This is a genomic window from Streptomyces sp. NPDC048416 (genome assembly GCF_043200435.1).
Classification (GTDB): domain Bacteria; phylum Actinomycetota; class Actinomycetes; order Streptomycetales; family Streptomycetaceae; genus Streptomyces.
In genome coordinates, this window is sequence record NZ_JBICXU010000007.1 from 136,879 (window position 1) to 153,857 (window position 16,979).

The window sequence follows — 16,979 nt, forward strand, 5'->3', positions numbered from 1 at the left end:
GGCCGGCGGCGGCCGTCGGCGGCGGCGGCGGCGGCGGCGGCGGCGAGGGGGTGTCGCGGTCCGCACGGGGCGAACCGGACACTTGCACAAGATTTGTAAGACTAATCCGGAACCCTTTGGCCCTTCGTGCCCATCAGCCCTGGTGGAACGAACAGGCATGCCCTCGGGCCACAGAACCATCCGGAGCGATCGCAATGACCCACCCCCGCCAAGGGGCCTACCAGTCTCGCGGCCACCGCCGGGCCGTCCGCGCGAAGCGCTGGATACTCGGCGTGGTCGCCGTCACCGTGCTCGGCTTGATCGCGTGGCCCGTCCTGAACCACTTCGACGTCTTCTCCGACAAGGGGGACGCGATCAGTTTCGGGTCGGGCGGCAGCGGTGCCGGCGGCGACAAGCCGGGGGGCGGCGACGCGGGGAAACCGGACTCCAAGGTGCTCATGCCGACCGGTCCCGAGGCGAAGTTCACGGTGTCCGGCACGGTCCCCGAGAACGGCACCAAGATCGCCGTGACGACCCTTGAGGGCAAGAAGTCCGGCTTCACGGGCAAGGTGTGGGTGTGGGTCCCGCCGGAGTACAAGGACCCCCAGTACGCCAAGAGCGGCTTCCCGGTGATGGTCGCGCTGCCGGGCGGCGCCGGCTACCCGAGCAACTACTGGATGGGCACCGACCTCAAGCTGGAGGCCAGCATCTCCGCGTGGTCCAAGGAGGGCAAGAGCCTCCCGTTCATCCTCGCGATGCCGGTCCTCAACCCCCACCCGGACACCGGCGGCCTGTACTGGGACGCCAGTGACATCCCCGGCCAGCCGAAGATGGGCACCTGGCTGACGGAGGACGTGCCCGACCTCATCAAGGCCAACTTCCGTACGGTCAAGTCCCGCGACGGCTGGGCGTTCATGGGCTCCTCGACGGGAGGCTTCGCGGGCCTCAAGAGCGTGCTGCAAAAGCCCGGCCAGTTCAAGGCGGTCATCGCCTCGGGCCCCGACATCGTCCCCGACTCCCGCCTGTGGGCCGGGCACGACAAGGAGAAGGCGGAGAACAACCCGAACGTGCTCGCCCAGAAGCTGATCGCCGCGAAGAGCCCCGACGTCTACCTGGCCTTCCAGGTCGGCACCGTCGGCTCCGACGCGCAGGACAAGCCGAAGATCGAGGAGTTCATCGCCAAGTACACCAAGGGCCCGATCAAGACGAAGCTCAGCGTCATACAGGGCGGCGGCCACAACGCCAAGACGTATGTGCCGAACATGGCCACCGGCGGGCTCATCCAGTGGATCAGCGAGCACATGCAGGGCCCCGTCCCCGCATCCTGACCGGTCCCGCGATGACTCCGGGGTGGCCCGACCGTCGTGAACACCCTGTTGCCGGGCAGGTGGTGTGGGCCCGGGCGTGAGGCGCACGGGCAGGTGGTGGGCCCGGGCCGTGAGGCGCACGGGCCGTGAGGAGAACGAAGGAGCAGGCGTGGGGAATTCAGCGGTCGCCGCGGGCGGGAGCACCGGGACCGACGGCGGGGAGCCGGACGGGGCGCGCGGCGCCGGGCGCGGCAGGCGTCGCCCCTTCTGGAAGGAACTGCCGATCCTCATCGGCGTCGCGCTGGTGCTCGCGCTCGTCATCAAGACGTTTTTCGTGCAGGCGTTCTCCATCCCGTCCGAGTCGATGCAGAACACGCTGCAGCCCGGCGACCGCGTCCTGGTCGACAAGCTGACGCCCTGGTTCGGTTCGCAACCGGAGCGCGGCGAGGTCGTCGTCTTCCACGACCCCGACGACTGGCTCAAGGACGAGCCGACTGCGAGCCCCAACGCGGTGCAGAAGGCCCTGTCGTTCATCGGCATCCTGCCCTCCGCCGACGAACACGACCTCATCAAGCGGGTCATCGGGGTGGCCGGTGACACGGTCGAGTGCAAGGGCACCGGACCGGTACGGGTCAACGGCAAACCGCTCGTCGAGCCGTACGTCCAGCCCGGCAACACGCCGTGCACCGCCAACCTGGAGTTCAAGGTGACCGTGCCCAAGGGCTCGATGTGGGTGATGGGCGACCACCGGCAGAACTCGGCGGACTCCCGCTACCACCAGCAGGACAAGCACCACGGCTTCGTCCCGGTCGACGAGGCCGTGGGCCGCGCCTTCGTGGTGGCGTGGCCCGTCACACGGTGGGCGACGCTGCCCGTCTCCGGCACGTTCGACCGGGCCGGCGTGAACACGACGGCAGCCCTGGCACCGGGCGCGCTCTCCCTCGCGGGCGCGGCGCCCGCCCTGCTGTGGCGGCGCCGCCGGCGTGCCACGGCCCGGGACGTCTGACCTGCGGGCGCCGGCCGTCAGCGCGCCGCGGGCGGCGACGGGGGTGTGGACCGGTCGGGCACGGCGCCCCGGGAAGGCCCTCGCGGCGTCGGCGACCCGGGAGCCTTGGAGGGCACGGCGGTGGGCCCCCGGCCCGATGACCGCGAGCCGCCCACCGACGGCGGCTCGCCGGACGGGGCCGGATCACTGGGCGGGGCCGAGTCCGCGGGCCGTGGCGTCCTGGCCGGGGCGGGAGTCGGCGGCGGCTTGACAGGGCCCGGCGAGTTCGCGGGCAGCGGGCGCTGCCCGTCGTGGTGCGTGGTGAGCGAGGCGTACCCGATGACCACGGCGGCGGCGGTGGCGAGCCCGGCCAGCGGCAGGGCGAACCGGCGCAGTCGCAGCCGGGCCAGCGGCATCCGGCGCAGATGGGGTCCCGGCGGCTCGGCGGGGCGCAGGTCGGCGGGGGTGATGCTGTGCGCGCGGGCGGCCAATGCCCCGCGCAACCGTCTCTCGACGGGGCGCTCGTGGGTTTCGGGCTCGCTCCAGTGGCCGCTCATGCCCCTGCCTCCAGGATCTTCTCCAGCGCGTCCAGGGCCCGGCTCGCGATGGACTTCACCGAGCCCCGGCTGATGCCGAGGGTCGTCGCGATCTCCGCCTCCGTCAGGTCGCTCCAGTACCGCAGGACGAGCACTTCGCGGCGGCGCACCGTCAACTGCCCCAAGGCGGCGAGGACTTCACGGTGTTCCTCCTGGAGGACGACGCGTTCCTCGGCGGACGGCGCGTCGGGTTCGTGGGGCGGGGTGTAGCCGCGGGCGGTGCGGCGCCTGCGCAGCACGGAGCGCGAGGCGTTGACGACGGCCGTACGCAGATAGGCGAGGGCGTTGTCGATCTCTTCGATCCGCTCGCCGTGGCGCCGGTAGAGCGCGGTGAACGCGTCCTGCACGACGTCCTCGGCGCTCGCCCGGTCGTCGACCAGCATGACGGCGAGATGCACCATCTTGAGGCGGTGCGCGTGGTAGAGCTCGCTGACGGTCGGCGGCGCGGCGCCGGATGCGTGGGCCACGCCGACGGGACCCGGGCTCGATCCGGCCGCTCCCGACGTGAACGGCTCCGCACGCGTGTCGCGCAGGGCGATACGGCTACGGCGCAGCAGCCCGCCCCACCACGGTGTGCGTAGGCGCGGGAAGAGAGGGGCCTGGTGCGGTGCGGCGGTGTGCTCCATCAGTTCCTCGGGTGCGCGGGCATGGCCCCGCCCCGCGTGCGGCGGGACGGGGCCAAGGGGCTGCCTCAGTTCTGGTGCCGCCGGCGGACGGCGTAGACGGCGCCGACGCCGGCGAGGATCAGCGCACCGGCGCCGACGCCCATCACCGTGGTGGCCGTGGACGAACCAGTATGGGCCAACTCCTTCTGGTCGGCGGGAGCGGCCCCCGGGGGGTTGGGTGCCGCGCTCGGCTCGACGCCGCTTCGGGGCGGTGCGGCCGCGGGCCCGGTGGCCGCGGGCCGCTCGGCCTGCGGCTCGGTCGCCTGCGCGCCCTTACCGGCGCGCTTGACGGGCGAGGAAGGGGCGGCGCTCGGCTCCTCGGCCGCGGGGGTCGCGCTCTTCGGCTGGGCGTTCGGTGCGGCCACCACGGCCGCGGCGGGGTGCTTCGGCTTGACGCCGTGCCCGTCGGCGTACGCGGTGCCGGTGAGCGCGGGAGCGGCGAGGGCCAGGAGCAGGCCGGTCGCCGCGGCCGCGCCGGCGAGGCGGCGCGGGCTGCGGGGCGCGGGCTTGGCGGAACTGTGCTGGGGGAGGGTCACGTTGTGCTTCTCCACGGTCGGCGTGCGGCGCGGAATGCGCCTTCACCCCTGACGACGTGCGGCGCCGCCGGGGGTTGCCGCCGCGCCGGAAAAACTTTCCGGCCGCGCGGGCGGGCCCGCGCAGGACCGGAGTTCGGCGGCGGCCCGGGCCTGCCCGGTTGCGCGTTCCGCGCGGGCGGAACGGAGTCAGCAGGAGCCCTCGTCCTGCCAGACCCCCCACTCCCCCGTGGTCCCGGGCTCCTCGTTCTGGGTCCACCACTTGGCCTTCCACTGGTGGCCGTTGTGGGAGACCTCGTTGCCCTGGGTGTAGACGGTGCCCGTGCTCCAGGCCGCCACGGCGCAGGTGCCGCCGCCGGGCGAGGAGGGCGGCGGGGAGGACGGCGGGGGCGAGCTGGGCGGAGTGGCGCCGGCGAACTTCACCGAGTACTTGGCGAAGTCCCAGGCCGCCTGCGGAACGCTGCTGCACGTTCCGGACGTCCTGCCGTTGTTGTCGGGCGGGGTGCACTGCCGGTCCCGGTTGAGGGACCAGAAGGTGAACCGGGCCATGTTGTGGCTCATCGCGTAGTCGAGCACCGTCTGGAAATCGGCCTGCGAGAAGAACTCCCCCGAATCACTGCGCCCGTTCATCCCGGAGAAGCCCTCGTGGGCGTAGGCGGTCGCGGCGTTCCAGCCGAACGTCGACTGGAGTACGGAGTTGAAACTGCTCAGCGCGGCGGTCTGTGCGGCGGCGCCGCTGAACCCGCCGTCGAACGGCATGATCGAGAAGTTGTCCGGCACAAAGCCCTGCGTCTTGGCCTCGTTCAGCATCTGCTTGCCGAACCACCCGGTGCCGTCGGCGGTACCGGCGGTGGTCACCGACACGTACAGGCCCGGGTTGTTCTGCTGGAGGATCTTGGCGGCGCCGATCTCGTGGGAGATGGCGGCGGTGTTCTCGTACTCCGGCTCTTCGAGGTCGAAGTCGATCGCCTTGAGCTGGTACTTGGTGATGACCTGCTGGTATGCGGCGGCGGTGGCGGCCGCGTCCGAGCAGTTCTGGCCGAGCTTGGTGCCGCCGTAGCCGCCGACGGAGACCGAGACGTCTCCGCCCTTGGCGCGGATCGAGGAGATGACCCCGGCGACCGCGGTGTCGGAGGAGACGGGCGCGGTGCCGCCCCAAGTGGGGGTGCAGCCACCCCCGTTGGGGGCGAGGACGAAGGCCAGCTGGAAGGCTTTGAGCCCGGTGGCGTCCATGATGGCGGGGGCGTTGGGCGGGTCGTTGTCGAGGGGCATCAGATACGGCGCGGCGGCGTACCAGCGACTGCCGAGCCCGGCCGCGTCCGCGGTCGCGCCCGACGCCTGGCCGGCCACGAAGGAGGTGAGCCCGGCGGCGGCCAGAGCGGCGCTCGCGGCGCCGCAGAGGAGAGCACGAAGTGGCTTCATGTCGAGGTCTCCTGGGGGTGGGAGGGGCTACCAGAATTGGCCTGTGGCCTGAACACGTCAACGACTTGGACTAGACCATTGCGATTCCTTGAACGAACGGCGCGGCCCCGGAGAGGGGGGGCGGACCGCGCCGCGCCCGGCCACCCCTCTCCAGACATGACCCGCGGCCGGGGGGCGCCGCAGAGGCGGGACCACCAGCCGCACGGCCGAAACCGAGGAGGTCGCGGTCGTCACAATCCGTGACGCCCCCAACTCCGCCTGCGCCACCCGGACTCACCCGCCGGGCAAGAACGCGTACGCAACCCGCCACCGGTCACGCAGGACTCCCCGTGTCCCGTAGGTACGCCCCCGCACGCGCGGCGGCCGCGGCGGCTTCGGCGGCGCGGTCCGCAGCCGCCTCATCGAGGGGGTCGGCGCTGGTCAGCAGGCGGTAGTAGAGCGGGGCAGAGACGGCGCGGATCACCTCATGCGCGTCGGTGCCCTCGGGCAGCTCCCCCCGGTCGACGGCCTGCTGGACACAGGGAGCCCACTCCCGGACACGGACGTCGTAGAAGCGGTGCAGAGCCTCGGCCGCCTTCGCGTCGCAACTCGCGGCCGCGATCACCGCCTTGAACAGCGCACCCTGCCGCGCGTCGGACAAGGTCCGCTGCACGAGGCGGGCATTGGCCTTCAGGTCACCGAGGAGCGAACCGGTCTCGGTCCGCGGCAGCGACTGCTCGGCCATGTCCACCAGCAGGTCGGCCACGAGGCCGGTCGCCGTCCCCCAACGCCGGTAGACGGTCGTCCTGCCCGCCTCCGCGCGGCGCGCGATGTCGGCGAGGTCCACTTGGGCGAAGCCTTGCTCCGCCAGGACGTCTCCGGCCGCCCGCAGCACCGCCGCCCTCACGCGCGCCGTGCGCCCTCCCGGGCGAACGGTCCCCGGGTCCGTGCTGTCCAGGCCCATAACGGGACTCCCGTTTCATTAGTTCACTCACCCTGCTACGTTGGCCACTCTAACGGAACCGCAGAACCATTAGCCTGCATCGCGGGCGAGAGGGGATCAACCAATGGAATACAGGCGACTTGGCGCATCCGGTCTCAAGGTTCCCTCACTGAGCTTCGGCGCCGGCACGTTCGGCGGCCAGGGGCCGCTGTTCGGCGCTTGGGGCACCACCGACGCGCGCGAGGCACGCCGCCTCGTCGACATCTGCCTCGATGCCGGAGTCACCCTGTTCGACACCGCCGACGTCTACTCCGGCGGCGCTTCCGAGGAGGTGCTGGGCCAGGCGATCAAGGGCCGCAGGGACCAAGTGATCGTGTCCACGAAGACCGGACTCCCAATGGGCGAGGGGCCGAACGACGCCGGCTCCTCGCGATCGCGCCTGATCACCGCCTGCGAGAACGCCCTGCGCCGGCTCGGCACCGACCACATCGACCTGTTCCAGTTGCACGCCTTCGACGCAGGTACGCCGATCGAGGAAGTCCAGTCCACGCTCGATGATCTCGTCCGGGCAGGAAAGATCCGCTACCTCGGCATCTCCAACTTCTCCGGCTGGCAGGCGATGAAATCCCTCGCCGTCGCGGAGAAGTACGGCCATCCGCGCTACGTCGCTCACCAGGTCTACTACTCCCTCATCGGCCGCGACTACGAATGGGAGCTGATGCCCCTCGGGCTCGATCAGGGGCTCGGGGCCCTCGTATGGAGCCCACTCGGGTGGGGACGGCTCACCGGCAAGCTCCGCCGCGGCCTACCCCTGCCCGTCGGCAGTCGGCTGAACACGACGGCGGACTACGGCCCGCCGACGGACGAGGAACACCTCTACCGGGTGATCGACGCCCTCGACGAGATCGCGCGGGAGACCGGCAGAGCCGTACCGCAGATCGCCATCAACTGGCTGCTGAGGCGACCGACTGTCTCCTCCGTCATCATCGGCGCCCGCACCGAGCAACAGCTCCGGCAGAACCTCGGCGCGGTCGGCTGGACGCTCGCGCCCGAGCACATGGCGAAACTCGACGCGGCCAGCCGTCGGACGGCCCCCTACCCCTACTTCCCCTACCAGCGTCAAGAAGGCTTCGCCCGGCTCAACCCACCGGTCGGGGACATCACGCCGCGTGATGCGGATCCTAGGCCGGACGGCACAAGCCGACCTGCGTGATGGCCGTTCTGTTCCTACGGTGACTGAATGGTCATCAGATCCGGATTCCGTTCCATGGCGGTGCTCACCGCCACTGCCGCCATCGGTCTGTGCTGCCTCGCTCCGACGCCCGACAGCTCCGCGTCCGCTCCCCTGCCGGTGCCGGTGTCGGGCCAGCAGGTAAGTTTGCGGCCGGGCGCCCCCGCCCTTCCGAGCGAGTTGTCCGCCCTCTCGTTCGTGGTGGCCGACGCCCGCACCGGCAAGGTCCTCGCCGCCCGCGACGCCCACCGTAAGCTGCCGCCGGCCAGCACGCTCAAGACGCTGTTCGCGGTCACCGCGCTGCCGCATCTGCGCGCCCAGGACCGGCACACGGTCTCCGAGCAGGATCTCGCGGGCATCGGGGCGGGCAGCAGCCTGGTGGGGGTGGAGCCCGGCCACACCTACCAGGTCTCCGATCTGTGGCGCGGGGTGTTTCTGAGCTCGGGCAACGACGCCGTGCACGTCCTGGCCACGCTGAACGGCGGCTGGGAGGAGACCGCGACCCAGATGCAGGCGGAGGCCCGGCGGCTCGGCGCGCTGGACACCGAGGTCGTCTCGCCCGACGGATACGACACCCCCGGGCAGGTCTCCTCCGCCTTCGACCTCGCGGTGTTCGGCCGGGCGGGTCTGGCGCGGCCGGACTTCGCCGAGTACTGCTCGACCTCGTCGGCGCAGTTCCCCGGCGGCGGTGGCTCGTACGGGATCATGAACACCAATCGCCTGCTCTCCGGCTCCGACGGAGTCGCCCGGTACCCGGGGATCATCGGCATCAAGAACGGTTACACCACCCAGGCGGGCAACACCCTGATCGCGGCCGCGCGGCAGGGCGAGCGCACCCTCGTGGTGACCGTCATGAACCCGCAGTCCGGCGGCGGGTTCGCCGTGTACGAGGAGGCCCGCGCCCTGCTCGACTGGGGTTTCGGGGCCTGGGACCACGTCGACGCGGTGGGCTCGCTCGAACCCGTACGCCCCACGAAGTCGGCTCAGCATCACGCAGGGGTGCGCACCGCACATGTGGCAGCCGTCAAACCCGCCGACGGCAGGGGCGAGGACCAGACCTCCTGGCCGCTCGCGGGGTCCGTGGCGGGGGGCCTGATCGTCGTCACGACGGTTCTGGTCCTGGTACGACGCCGCACGAGCCGCGATCGCGGGGGGCGCTCGGCGCACTGAGCCCGGGCCGCTGTCGGACCAGCGCCCGGGCCACTCCTGAGCCGATGCCGGGCCGATGCCGGGCCACTCCCGGGCCGACGCCGGACCGCTGTCGGACCACTGCCCAGGCCACTCCCGGGCCGATGCCGGGCCGATGCCGGGCCCCTGTCGGGCCCCTGTCGGGCCACCGCCGAGCCGATGCCGGGTTGGCGCCGGGCCACTGCCGGGCCGATGCCGGGTTGGCGCCGGGCCCGGTCGGGTGACCGGACGAGGCGGCGGCACGGGCTCGAAGGCCGTCGCGGACGGATGCCCCGCGCGATCACGCCGCGGATCCCCTGCGCGCGGTCCTGGCCGAGGACGGCGGGCGGGGCTTCCCGCCGCCGGACCCCTCCGCGACACAAAGCACCCCCGCTTTAAACCTCACGCTCCGGATCCCGACCACGTGAAGATCGTCCTCCGTCGCCCTCAGGGCAAGTCGCATTCTGACCACCCCTCAATCCGGCCTAAGATTCGTAGAATTGACCCTCGGACTGCCTTGAAATCGACGCAACCCCCTCCAACACACCTTTCTTTTGGCCGACCTTGTCCGGCCCGGCGACCTGCACACCCGTGCGACGCCCTGCACGGATACGGCTCCGTTACGTGACTTCACGTGACCGAATGTGTCCGTCGTGGTGCGCGGCGGTCACCAACGCGGTAGAGACTCCTGTTCGTTCTCCGGAAACCAACCCCCAGGAGTGTTCGAAATGCGGAAGATCGCAGCAGTCAGTGCCGTCGCCGTCGCTCTGCTGGCCAATGGACTGGCCGGCACCGGCCTCGGTACCGCGGCCGCCGCTCAGGCCGACGCGATGAAGCCGATGAGCCTGTACGCGCCGTCCGCCCTCGTGCTCACGATCGAGTCGGGCACCGGCGACCAGGCAAGTGCCGTGCAGCGCGCGGTCACGCTCAACTGCGCCCCGACGCCCTCCGGCACCCACCCCGCTCCGGCGGAGGCGTGCGCCGAACTCAAGCGCGCGCAGGGCGACTTCGCCGCCCTGGCCGCGCCCGGCGCACCGCACCTGTGTACGCAGCTGTGGAACCCGGTCACCGTGCGGGCCGACGGCGTCTGGAACGGAAAGCGCGTCAGCCATGTGCAGACCTACGGCAACTCCTGCATGAAGGACGCCGGTTCGGAGGCCGTCTTCAACTTCTAGGCCTTCCACCGTGGCGCCGGGACGGCCTCCCCGCGCCCGACACCTCTGGCTCGGACCGGGCCCAGGGGGTGACAACAGCATTCCCTCTCGTGTTACTTGACATGTCTTCGCCGTTCACCCGGCGACGTCACAGTCCTGATGGAATGTCATCCCCCTAGGAGGAACCGTGTCGGATCCCCGGCCCAGACGCTTCACACCCCGGCTGCGGACAGCCCTGTTCGGTGTGCTCGGCGCCTGCCTGGCCCTCGCCACGACAGGCGCCGCGGGCACCGCCCGCGCGGCGGGGCCGGAAGCCCTGCCGCTGTCCGGGGCCACCGTGTCCGGCCTGCACAACACCTACGATCCGGCCGCGTTCCCCTATCTGGCCCGTGCCCTGGACACCGGCACGTCGATGATCGAGCTCGATGTGTGGGACGACTTCATCACCAAGGAGTGGAAGGTCAGCCACTCCAACCCGCTGGGCAACAACAACAATTGCGTCAACGCCACCACGCCCGACCAGCTTTACACCGGTGGCGCCAACAAGAACCTGGAGAGCTGTCTGGACGATGTGCGGGTCTGGCTGGCGGCCCATCCGGGGCACCCGCCGCTCACCATCAAGCTGGAGATGAAGGCGGGCTTCCAGTCCACGTTCGGTCTCGGCCCCGCCCAGCTCGACCGCAGCATCGCCGCCCACCTCGGCTCCGCCGTTTTCCGCCCGGCCGACCTGCTCGCCAAGCCGGGCGGCGGACAGTACGCCACCCTCGACGAAGCCGCGAACGCGGGCAACTGGCCGACCCGCGAGCAGCTTGCGGGCAAAGTCATGATCGAGGTGATCCCGGGCACCGTCGAGGAGGGCAACCCCACCGACAGCCTGTGGACGGACGTCGAGTACGCGCGGTACCTGCGCGACCTGGCCGCGAACGGCCACGTCGCGCAGGCCCAGATCTTCCCCGCCGTCCACAACGCCCAGGCGGGCGACCCTCGTTCGCGTTACGCGGACACCTCGATCCGTCCGTGGTTCGTGGTCTTCGACGGTGACGCGGCGACGTATGTCAACGGCAGCATCGACACCGCCTGGTACGACACCCACCACTATGTCGTCGTCATGACCGATGCCCAGAACGTGGCACCGGCCCTGGACGACAAGAACCCGTCACCCGCGGACGCACGGGCGCGCGTGGCCCGGCTCGCCGCCGCCCACGCCAGTGTCGTCTCCAACGACTGGACCGCCCTCCCCGAGGTCCAGTCGCTCGCCCTGCCGCGCGGCGTGAGCTGAACCACACGGGCTCCCGCCCGCACCCGCCGGTACCGCCTGCCGTGCCCGCGCCCCCCTCCCACTGAGGGAGGGGGGCGCGGGCGCGTTTCCCTTCTCAGAAGTCTCCGGGGGGGGCGGGCCGTACGCGCCCTGCGCGTCAGCCGCGACGAGTGGCCCAGACCTCGACGTACGGCCCCCGGTCCACACCATCCACCGCGAAGCCCGCCTCGGCTACCGCGGCGGCGAACTCATCCGGGTTCCACACCGTGTACCACCGCCGGCCGTCAGGTTCGTCGAGCCAGCCCGTGTGACCAGTGGCCTTCAGGCATACGTACATCCTGCCCCCGGGCCGTAGCAGTCCGGCGAACTGCTCCAGCACGTGCACCGCGCCCGCCGTATCGAGGTGGACGAGTGAGGCGGAGGCCCAGATCCCGTCGAAGGTTCCGGCCGGGAACCGCGTCCCGACCGCGCGCAAGTCGCACTCGAAGGTGGGCGCGTGCATGTTGGCCATCGCCACGAACACCGGGTTCAGGTCGACACCACGCACCACATGCCCATACCGGCGGAACCTCGCAAGGTCGCGGCCCGGACCGCACCCGGCATCGAGGATCAGCGAAGGAACAGGCAAAGAGGCCGCGAACCGTTCAACACGATCCGCCATCTTCGGAGCATGCACGGCCGCGTAAGCATCGGCGTGATCGCCGTAGACGGCGACTGACTCGGCGACGGGGTCCAGCTGACCACCGCGCAACGTGGTACGTGGCTTCACCATGCCCATCCTGGGCTACTCCCGCATCGCTGGCCACGGGCCAGAACCACAAGGGATCAAGGTCATACTCACTCCGGCGTCACAGGCGCCAGGCGCCAGGCGCCATTGGACGGTTCAGGCCACTGGCCGACCCGCGGCGGGCGTTTCCGGTCGGCTTTTTCAGGTGAGGACGACCACGTGCGTCACGCCAGGACAACAAGATTTTCACGGACTTGGCATATTCCACGTTGAATTTTCACACCTGGCCGCCTGATGACGCCCTGTCGACAAGATCCCCGTCGTTGAACCCTGCACTTCGAATCTGGACATGTCCGCATAGCGACCAACCCCCCGGCCCCCGCTTCCTGTTCACGGGGGACGGCCGATAGGGATGGAGTCGTACGGGTTCGCCGGGCAGCACGGCCGTGACCAGACCGCGCGCCTGCCTCCCGGCGGGCACGCCGGGCCCACGTGTGCCGCTCGACGGCACGGACACGGGCCAGCCACCGGACCACTCGCCCACCGCACACCTTGGGGATCGCTGTGTCACAACCGTCTGGATCGTCCCGACCCACCCGCCGCCAGGCCATCGGCGTCACCGCCGGGGCGCTGACCGCATTCATCCTCGCGGGCATCGCGCACGCCGCCGCCCCGAGCGGTCACGCCATGGCCGACGATGCGCACGACATGCCGGAGGCCTTCGACGAGGTCTTCCAGGGGCGCCGGATACAGGGGACGCCCGGCGCCGGGCACATGCACCACGGCGGTGGCTACGGCGTGCGGATAGACGGCCGGGAACTGCATGTGATGCGCAACGCCGACGGCACCTGGATCAGCGTCGTGAACCATTACGAGACGTTTGCCACGCCCCGCGCGCTCGCCCGCGCCGCCGTGGTGGAGCTCCAGGGCGCCGAGCTCGTCCCGCTCCTCTGACCGACCCCCGGCCCGCCCGTCCCTCCCCAGCACGCCTCACCCCGCCCGACGTCACGTCACCTCACGTCACGCCACCTGACCACACGTGACCTCACCTCAACGAGGAGCACCACCATGGCCGTTCGCAAGAACCAGGCGGTCCTCACCGCCGCCGAGAAGCGGCGTTTCGTCGACGCGCTGCTTCAGCTGAAGCGCGACGGGAGATACGACGCCTTCGTCCGCACGCACAACGCGTTCATCATGAGCGACACCGACACCGGCGACCGGGTCGGACACCGCTCGCCGTCGTTCCTGCCCTGGCACCGCAGATTCCTCATCGAGTTCGAGCAGGCTCTGCAGTCGGTCGACCCGTCGGTCACGGTGCCGTACTGGGACTGGACGGCGGACCGCACCGCGGCCTCCTCGCTGTGGGCGGCCGACTTCCTCGGCGGCACCGGGCGCAGCAGGGACGGCCAGGTGATGGACGGTCCGTTCGCGTCCGGCGCGGGAGGCTGGGCCGTCAACGTCCGGGTGGACGGCCGGACTTACCTGCGCCGGGCGCTGGGCGCGGCCGTCGCCCAGTTACCGACCCGGGCCGAGGTCGACGGCGTCCTCGCCATGGCGACGTATGACATGGCGCCGTGGAACAGCGCATCCGACGGCTTCCGCAACCATCTGGAGGGCTGGCGGGGGGTCAATCTGCACAACCGCGTCCATGTCTGGGTGGGCGGCCAGATGGCGACGGGGGCCTCCCCCAACGACCCGGTGTTCTGGCTGCACCACGCGTTCGTGGACCGACTCTGGGCGCGGTGGCAGGCCCTCCATCCCAACTCGCCCTATCTGCCGGCGCAGGGGACGCCCGATGTGGTGGACCTGCACGACACGATGCGGCCCTGGAACAACGTGACCCCGGCGGACCTGCTCGACCACACCCGCTTCTACACCTACGACTCGGCGGCCTAGGGGGTGTCTGGTGGATCAGGGTCGGTCAGGGTGCGGCGCCTGGTGCGGTGCATCGCAAGGCGCCGGAACGTCGTGATAGCGGAGCTATCGGGGCGTTTCGGCAACGCCGCGAGGTGCCGTGCCAGGCGCCGCACCCCCGGCCATGATCCACCAGACACCCCCTAGGTCTCGCCTTGGTTCGGATCAGGCCGGGCGGCGGCCCCACGCGGAGATCATCGGCGAGGTCGCCAGGTCGAGGCGGCCGGAGGCGACGCTCGCCAGGTGGCGCTCGATGTCGGCGTCGTCGGCCAGCCCCCGGTCGACGAGCTGGTCCCTGACCTGACGCACCGTGGCGGCTTCGAGGACCGCGCCGGCGGGCGAGGTGACCGGGAAGTACGCGTCGGCCTCCACCCGATCCAGGCCCAACTCCCTGAGCAGGCGCGGGAGTTTGCGGCCGTAGGAGAGGTCGGCGCCGCGTTCGGCGAGAAGTTCGCGGAAGCCTCGGCGCAGGCGGTTGGCGCGTTCCTGTTCGGGGCCGTACTCGTCGAGGCAGAGCAGCGGCTGAAGCGCGGGGTCGGCATCCTCGACGAGCAGGACGCCGCCGGGGCGCAGCGCCTGGGACATGGTGCGCAGGGCGCGCTCCCGGTCGGTGACGTGGACCAGGACGAGCCGGGCGTGCACGAAGTCGAAGGAGCCGGCGGGCGCCTCGTCCTGCCCGACGTCGTGGCGGCGGACCTCGACGTGCGGCGGCAGCGCGGCGCCGGTCAGCCAGCCGGTGTCGAGGTCGGTCGCCAGGACCCGCCCCTCGGGGCCGACCCGTTCGGCGAGGCCCCGCGGTACGGAGAGACCGCCCGCGCCCACCTCCCAGACGTGGTGCCCGGTGCGCAGGCCCAGGGCGTCGAAGTGACGGAACGTCGAGTCGTCGAAGAGCTGGGCGAGCGCGTCGAAACGCTCGCCGGCCTCGGTCTGCCGGTTGTCCAGGAGGTATCCGTTGTCCTCGGTCATGGGGATCATGATGGCAGCGCTCAGCGGGCCAGCCTGCCAAGGAGTGAGGACGCGGCCGCGATGCCGAGCGCCGCCGCGACCACCAGCACCCCGTAGTCGAGGGCGAGGTGGCAGGGGGTGCCGAGGAGCAGACCGCGCAGGGCGTCGACCTGGTAGCTGAGCGGATTGGCCTTGCTGACGGCCTGGAGCCAGCCCGGCATGATCGACACGGGGTAGAGGGCGTTGGAGCCGAAGAACAGCGGCATCGTGATGGCCTGGCCGATGCCCATGAGGCGGTCGCGGGTCAGTACGATCCCGGCGATCGTCATCGACAGGCAGGAGAAGAACGCGGAGCCGAGGACGACGGCGGCCCCGACGCCGAGCAGGCGCAGCGGGTTCCATGTCAGGGCCACGCCGAGCAGTGCGGCGATCACGATCACCACGACGGCCTGGATCAGCGCCTTGACGCCTGCGGCGAACGCCTTTCCGGTGATCAGCGCTGAGCGTGGGGTCGGGGTGACCAGGAGCTTGGTGAGGATGCCCGAGTCCCGTTCCCAGATGATCATGATTCCGTAGAAGATGGCGATGAACATGGCGGACTGGGCGATGATGCCGGGCGCCAGATAGTCGATGTACGGGATGCCTTCGGTGGGGATCGCCTTGATGCGGGTGAAGGTCTCGCCGAAGATGAGCAGCCACAGCGCGGGCTGGACGGCCCGGGTGTAGAGCTCGGCGCGGTCGTGGCGGAGCTTTTGGAGTTCGACCGCGCACAGGGCGCCCACTCGGGCCGGCAGCAGCCGCCACCCGGTGCGGGGGCGCGGCGGCAGGAGGAGCAGGTCCATCCCCGTGCCCGCGTCGGCGCCCTCGGGGTCAGCCGAGGCGGGCTGCGGTGCGGCGGGTGCTGCGGACATCGCGGAAGTCACCTCCCTGACTGTCGAGCCCACTGCCGGCGACATCGCGGAAGACGTCATCGAGGGTGGGTGGCGGATCGTCGGGTGCGCTGTGCGCGCGGCGTTCGCGCAGCTCCGCCTTCAGGCCGTCGGGCGTGCCGAGCGCCCGTATCCTGCCGCGGTGCATGAGCGCGAGGCGGTCGCAGTACTGGTCGGCCTCGTCCATGTGGTGGGTGGTCACGAGCACGGTCATGCCGGTGGCGCGGCGCACCGCGTCGATGTGCTCCCACACGCTGGTGCGGGCGATCGGGTCGAGCCCGATCGTCGGCTCGTCGAGCATGAGCAGGCGGGGCGCGCTCACCAGGGCCTGGGCGAGTTCGAGGCGGCGGATCATGCCGCCCGAGTACGTCCTGGCCATCCGGTCGGCCGCCTCGGTCAGGCCGACGGCGTACAGGGCCTGCTCGACGCGGCGGGCGCGTTCCTTGCGCGGGACGTCGAAGACCCGGGCGAACAGCGTCACGTTCTCGCGCCCGGTCAGGCCCGAGTCGGCCGACAGTTGCTGCGGTACGTAGCCGAGCAGCCGCCGTACCGCCATCGGTTCCTTCGCGGCGTCGTGGCCGAACACGCGGACCCGGCCCGCCGGCACGGGCAGCAGGGTCGTGACACAGCGGATCGCGGTGGTCTTGCCCGCGCCGTTGGGGCCGAGCAGGCCGAAGACCTCTCCCCTGGTGACCGCGAGGTCGAGCCCGTCGACCGCTCTGGTCCTGCCGAAGGCGTACTCAAGGCCGTCGCACCGCACGGCGTCGTCGTCGCTCATGGGCCCTCCGTTTCCTCGTGCAGGTTCTGAGCGAGCCGGCGCAGCGCGGGCAGCGCCGCGGCGAGCGCGGCACGGTCGGCCGCGGGCAGGCGCGCCACCTGGTCGCGTACGAGCGCGGCCCGGCGCAGCTGCCAGTCGCGGAGCCGGCCCTTGGCCGCGGCGGTGGCGTAGAGCCGGGCGGAGCGACGGTCGTCGGGGTCCGTCTCGCGCCGCATGTATCCGTCCTTGACCAGCTGGTTGACGAGCGTGGAGACAGAATTGCCCGCGAGGCAGAGCTCCTTGGCGGCGGCCGAGACGCCGATGCCCGGGCGGGCGGCGACGAGCCTCAGCACCTCGACCTGGGCGCCGCGCAGGGGCGGGACGCTCAGCGCTCGGCGCAATCGGCGCCTGATGAGCCGCTGGACACCGGCGAGCACATCGGCCAGGGAGTCGTCGAACGGTTGTGCCTCATCGGCAGCCATGCCCCC

General features: G+C 71.2%; 18 protein-coding genes. 8 read left to right on the forward strand and 10 right to left on the reverse strand.

Going from position 1 to position 16,979, the window contains the following annotated elements; genetic code table 11:
• Positions 1 to 194: 194 nt before the first annotated feature.
• Positions 195 to 1,307: an alpha/beta hydrolase gene (locus ACGFW5_RS12120; RefSeq protein WP_393834083.1), complete on the forward strand. Its 1,113-nt coding sequence runs from the start codon at positions 195 to 197 to the stop codon at positions 1,305 to 1,307.
• A gap of 148 nt (positions 1,308 to 1,455) precedes the next feature.
• Positions 1,456 to 2,292 (forward strand): signal peptidase I, encoded by an 837-nt coding sequence (gene lepB, locus ACGFW5_RS12125; RefSeq protein WP_393834084.1) that lies wholly within the window; start codon positions 1,456 to 1,458, stop codon positions 2,290 to 2,292.
• A gap of 17 nt (positions 2,293 to 2,309) precedes the next feature.
• Here lepB and ACGFW5_RS12130 read toward each other — a convergent pair whose 3' ends face one another.
• The 5 genes from ACGFW5_RS12130 to ACGFW5_RS12150 all read right to left on the reverse strand — a co-directional run bounded on the left by ACGFW5_RS12130 (position 2,310) and on the right by ACGFW5_RS12150 (position 6,430).
• Positions 2,310 to 2,828, reverse strand: coding sequence for a hypothetical protein (locus ACGFW5_RS12130; protein WP_393834085.1), 519 nt, complete (start codon positions 2,826 to 2,828; stop codon positions 2,310 to 2,312).
• Positions 2,825 to 3,493 (reverse strand): RNA polymerase sigma factor, encoded by a 669-nt coding sequence (locus ACGFW5_RS12135; RefSeq protein WP_393834086.1) that lies wholly within the window; start codon positions 3,491 to 3,493, stop codon positions 2,825 to 2,827. The genes ACGFW5_RS12130 and ACGFW5_RS12135 overlap by 4 nt, the downstream gene beginning before the upstream one ends.
• A 65-nt stretch (positions 3,494 to 3,558) precedes the next feature.
• Positions 3,559 to 4,068 (reverse strand): LPXTG cell wall anchor domain-containing protein, encoded by a 510-nt coding sequence (locus ACGFW5_RS12140; protein ID WP_393834087.1) that lies wholly within the window; start codon positions 4,066 to 4,068, stop codon positions 3,559 to 3,561.
• 186 nt (positions 4,069 to 4,254) lie between these two features.
• Entirely contained in the window at positions 4,255 to 5,487 is a 1,233-nt protein-coding gene (locus ACGFW5_RS12145; protein WP_393834088.1) for a carbohydrate-binding protein, read from the reverse strand.
• Between the two features lie 313 nt (positions 5,488 to 5,800).
• On the reverse strand, positions 5,801 to 6,430 hold the full coding sequence (locus ACGFW5_RS12150) for a TetR/AcrR family transcriptional regulator (protein ID WP_393834089.1): 630 nt from the start codon (positions 6,428 to 6,430) through the stop codon (positions 5,801 to 5,803).
• 103 nt (positions 6,431 to 6,533) lie between these two features.
• Between ACGFW5_RS12150 and ACGFW5_RS12155 the strand changes: the two genes are divergently transcribed.
• The 4 genes from ACGFW5_RS12155 to ACGFW5_RS12170 all read left to right on the forward strand — a co-directional run bounded on the left by ACGFW5_RS12155 (position 6,534) and on the right by ACGFW5_RS12170 (position 11,240).
• Positions 6,534 to 7,622 carry an aldo/keto reductase gene (locus ACGFW5_RS12155; protein WP_393834090.1) on the forward strand — a complete coding sequence of 363 codons (1,089 nt, stop codon included), beginning with the start codon at positions 6,534 to 6,536 and terminating at the stop codon, positions 7,620 to 7,622.
• Between the two features lie 27 nt (positions 7,623 to 7,649).
• Positions 7,650 to 8,810: a D-alanyl-D-alanine carboxypeptidase family protein gene (locus tag ACGFW5_RS12160; RefSeq protein ID WP_393834091.1), complete on the forward strand. Its 1,161-nt coding sequence runs from the start codon at positions 7,650 to 7,652 to the stop codon at positions 8,808 to 8,810.
• A gap of 725 nt (positions 8,811 to 9,535) precedes the next feature.
• Entirely contained in the window at positions 9,536 to 9,982 is a 447-nt protein-coding gene (locus tag ACGFW5_RS12165) for a subtilase-type protease inhibitor (RefSeq protein ID WP_393834092.1), read from the forward strand.
• A 166-nt stretch (positions 9,983 to 10,148) separates the two neighbouring features.
• Positions 10,149 to 11,240 carry a phosphatidylinositol-specific phospholipase C domain-containing protein gene (locus tag ACGFW5_RS12170; protein ID WP_393834093.1) on the forward strand — a complete coding sequence of 364 codons (1,092 nt, stop codon included), beginning with the start codon at positions 10,149 to 10,151 and terminating at the stop codon, positions 11,238 to 11,240.
• 136 nt (positions 11,241 to 11,376) lie between these two features.
• On the opposite strand, the gene ACGFW5_RS12175 is transcribed toward ACGFW5_RS12170, so the two are convergent.
• Complete coding sequence (locus ACGFW5_RS12175) at positions 11,377 to 11,997, reverse strand: class I SAM-dependent methyltransferase (protein ID WP_393834094.1); 621 nt, start codon at positions 11,995 to 11,997, stop codon at positions 11,377 to 11,379.
• A gap of 513 nt (positions 11,998 to 12,510) precedes the next feature.
• Between ACGFW5_RS12175 and ACGFW5_RS12180 the strand changes: the two genes are divergently transcribed.
• Both ACGFW5_RS12180 and ACGFW5_RS12185 read left to right on the forward strand, forming a co-directional pair.
• Positions 12,511 to 12,900, forward strand: coding sequence for a tyrosinase cofactor (locus ACGFW5_RS12180; protein WP_393834095.1), 390 nt, complete (start codon positions 12,511 to 12,513; stop codon positions 12,898 to 12,900).
• Positions 12,901 to 13,014: 114 nt separating this feature from the next.
• On the forward strand, positions 13,015 to 13,842 hold the full coding sequence (locus ACGFW5_RS12185) for a tyrosinase family protein (protein ID WP_393834096.1): 828 nt from the start codon (positions 13,015 to 13,017) through the stop codon (positions 13,840 to 13,842).
• 183 nt (positions 13,843 to 14,025) lie between these two features.
• On the opposite strand, the gene ACGFW5_RS12190 is transcribed toward ACGFW5_RS12185, so the two are convergent.
• The 4 genes from ACGFW5_RS12190 to ACGFW5_RS12205 are packed head-to-tail and all read right to left on the reverse strand — an operon-like array spanning position 14,026 to position 16,973.
• Positions 14,026 to 14,826: a class I SAM-dependent methyltransferase gene (locus ACGFW5_RS12190; protein ID WP_393834097.1), complete on the reverse strand. Its 801-nt coding sequence runs from the start codon at positions 14,824 to 14,826 to the stop codon at positions 14,026 to 14,028.
• 20 nt (positions 14,827 to 14,846) lie between these two features.
• Entirely contained in the window at positions 14,847 to 15,716 is an 870-nt protein-coding gene (locus tag ACGFW5_RS12195) for an ABC transporter permease (protein ID WP_393834098.1), read from the reverse strand.
• Positions 15,676 to 16,512, reverse strand: a complete 837-nt coding sequence (locus tag ACGFW5_RS12200) for an ATP-binding cassette domain-containing protein (RefSeq protein ID WP_393834099.1) — start codon at positions 16,510 to 16,512, stop codon at positions 15,676 to 15,678. Before ACGFW5_RS12200 ends, ACGFW5_RS12195 begins: the two co-directional genes overlap by 41 nt.
• Entirely contained in the window at positions 16,509 to 16,973 is a 465-nt protein-coding gene (locus ACGFW5_RS12205; RefSeq protein ID WP_393834100.1) for a MarR family winged helix-turn-helix transcriptional regulator, read from the reverse strand. Before ACGFW5_RS12205 ends, ACGFW5_RS12200 begins: the two co-directional genes overlap by 4 nt.
• Positions 16,974 to 16,979 lie beyond the last annotated feature (6 nt).

Coding starts and splice junctions, on each gene's coding strand:
- ACGFW5_RS12120 (WP_393834083.1), top strand. CDS start 195: ATGACCCACCCCCGCCAAGGGGCCTACCAGTCTCGCGGCCACCGCCGG.
- ACGFW5_RS12130 (WP_393834085.1), bottom strand. CDS start 2,828: ATGAGCGGCCACTGGAGCGAGCCCGAAACCCACGAGCGCCCCGTCGAG.
- ACGFW5_RS12135 (WP_393834086.1), bottom strand. CDS start 3,493: ATGGAGCACACCGCCGCACCGCACCAGGCCCCTCTCTTCCCGCGCCTA.
- ACGFW5_RS12145 (WP_393834088.1), bottom strand. CDS start 5,487: ATGAAGCCACTTCGTGCTCTCCTCTGCGGCGCCGCGAGCGCCGCTCTG.
- ACGFW5_RS12150 (WP_393834089.1), bottom strand. CDS start 6,430: ATGGGCCTGGACAGCACGGACCCGGGGACCGTTCGCCCGGGAGGGCGC.
- ACGFW5_RS12155 (WP_393834090.1), top strand. CDS start 6,534: ATGGAATACAGGCGACTTGGCGCATCCGGTCTCAAGGTTCCCTCACTG.
- ACGFW5_RS12160 (WP_393834091.1), top strand. CDS start 7,650: ATGGTCATCAGATCCGGATTCCGTTCCATGGCGGTGCTCACCGCCACT.
- ACGFW5_RS12165 (WP_393834092.1), top strand. CDS start 9,536: ATGCGGAAGATCGCAGCAGTCAGTGCCGTCGCCGTCGCTCTGCTGGCC.
- ACGFW5_RS12175 (WP_393834094.1), bottom strand. CDS start 11,997: ATGGGCATGGTGAAGCCACGTACCACGTTGCGCGGTGGTCAGCTGGAC.
- ACGFW5_RS12185 (WP_393834096.1), top strand. CDS start 13,015: ATGGCCGTTCGCAAGAACCAGGCGGTCCTCACCGCCGCCGAGAAGCGG.
- ACGFW5_RS12190 (WP_393834097.1), bottom strand. CDS start 14,826: ATGACCGAGGACAACGGATACCTCCTGGACAACCGGCAGACCGAGGCC.
- ACGFW5_RS12195 (WP_393834098.1), bottom strand. CDS start 15,716: ATGTCCGCAGCACCCGCCGCACCGCAGCCCGCCTCGGCTGACCCCGAG.
- ACGFW5_RS12200 (WP_393834099.1), bottom strand. CDS start 16,512: ATGAGCGACGACGACGCCGTGCGGTGCGACGGCCTTGAGTACGCCTTC.
- ACGFW5_RS12205 (WP_393834100.1), bottom strand. CDS start 16,973: ATGGCTGCCGATGAGGCACAACCGTTCGACGACTCCCTGGCCGATGTG.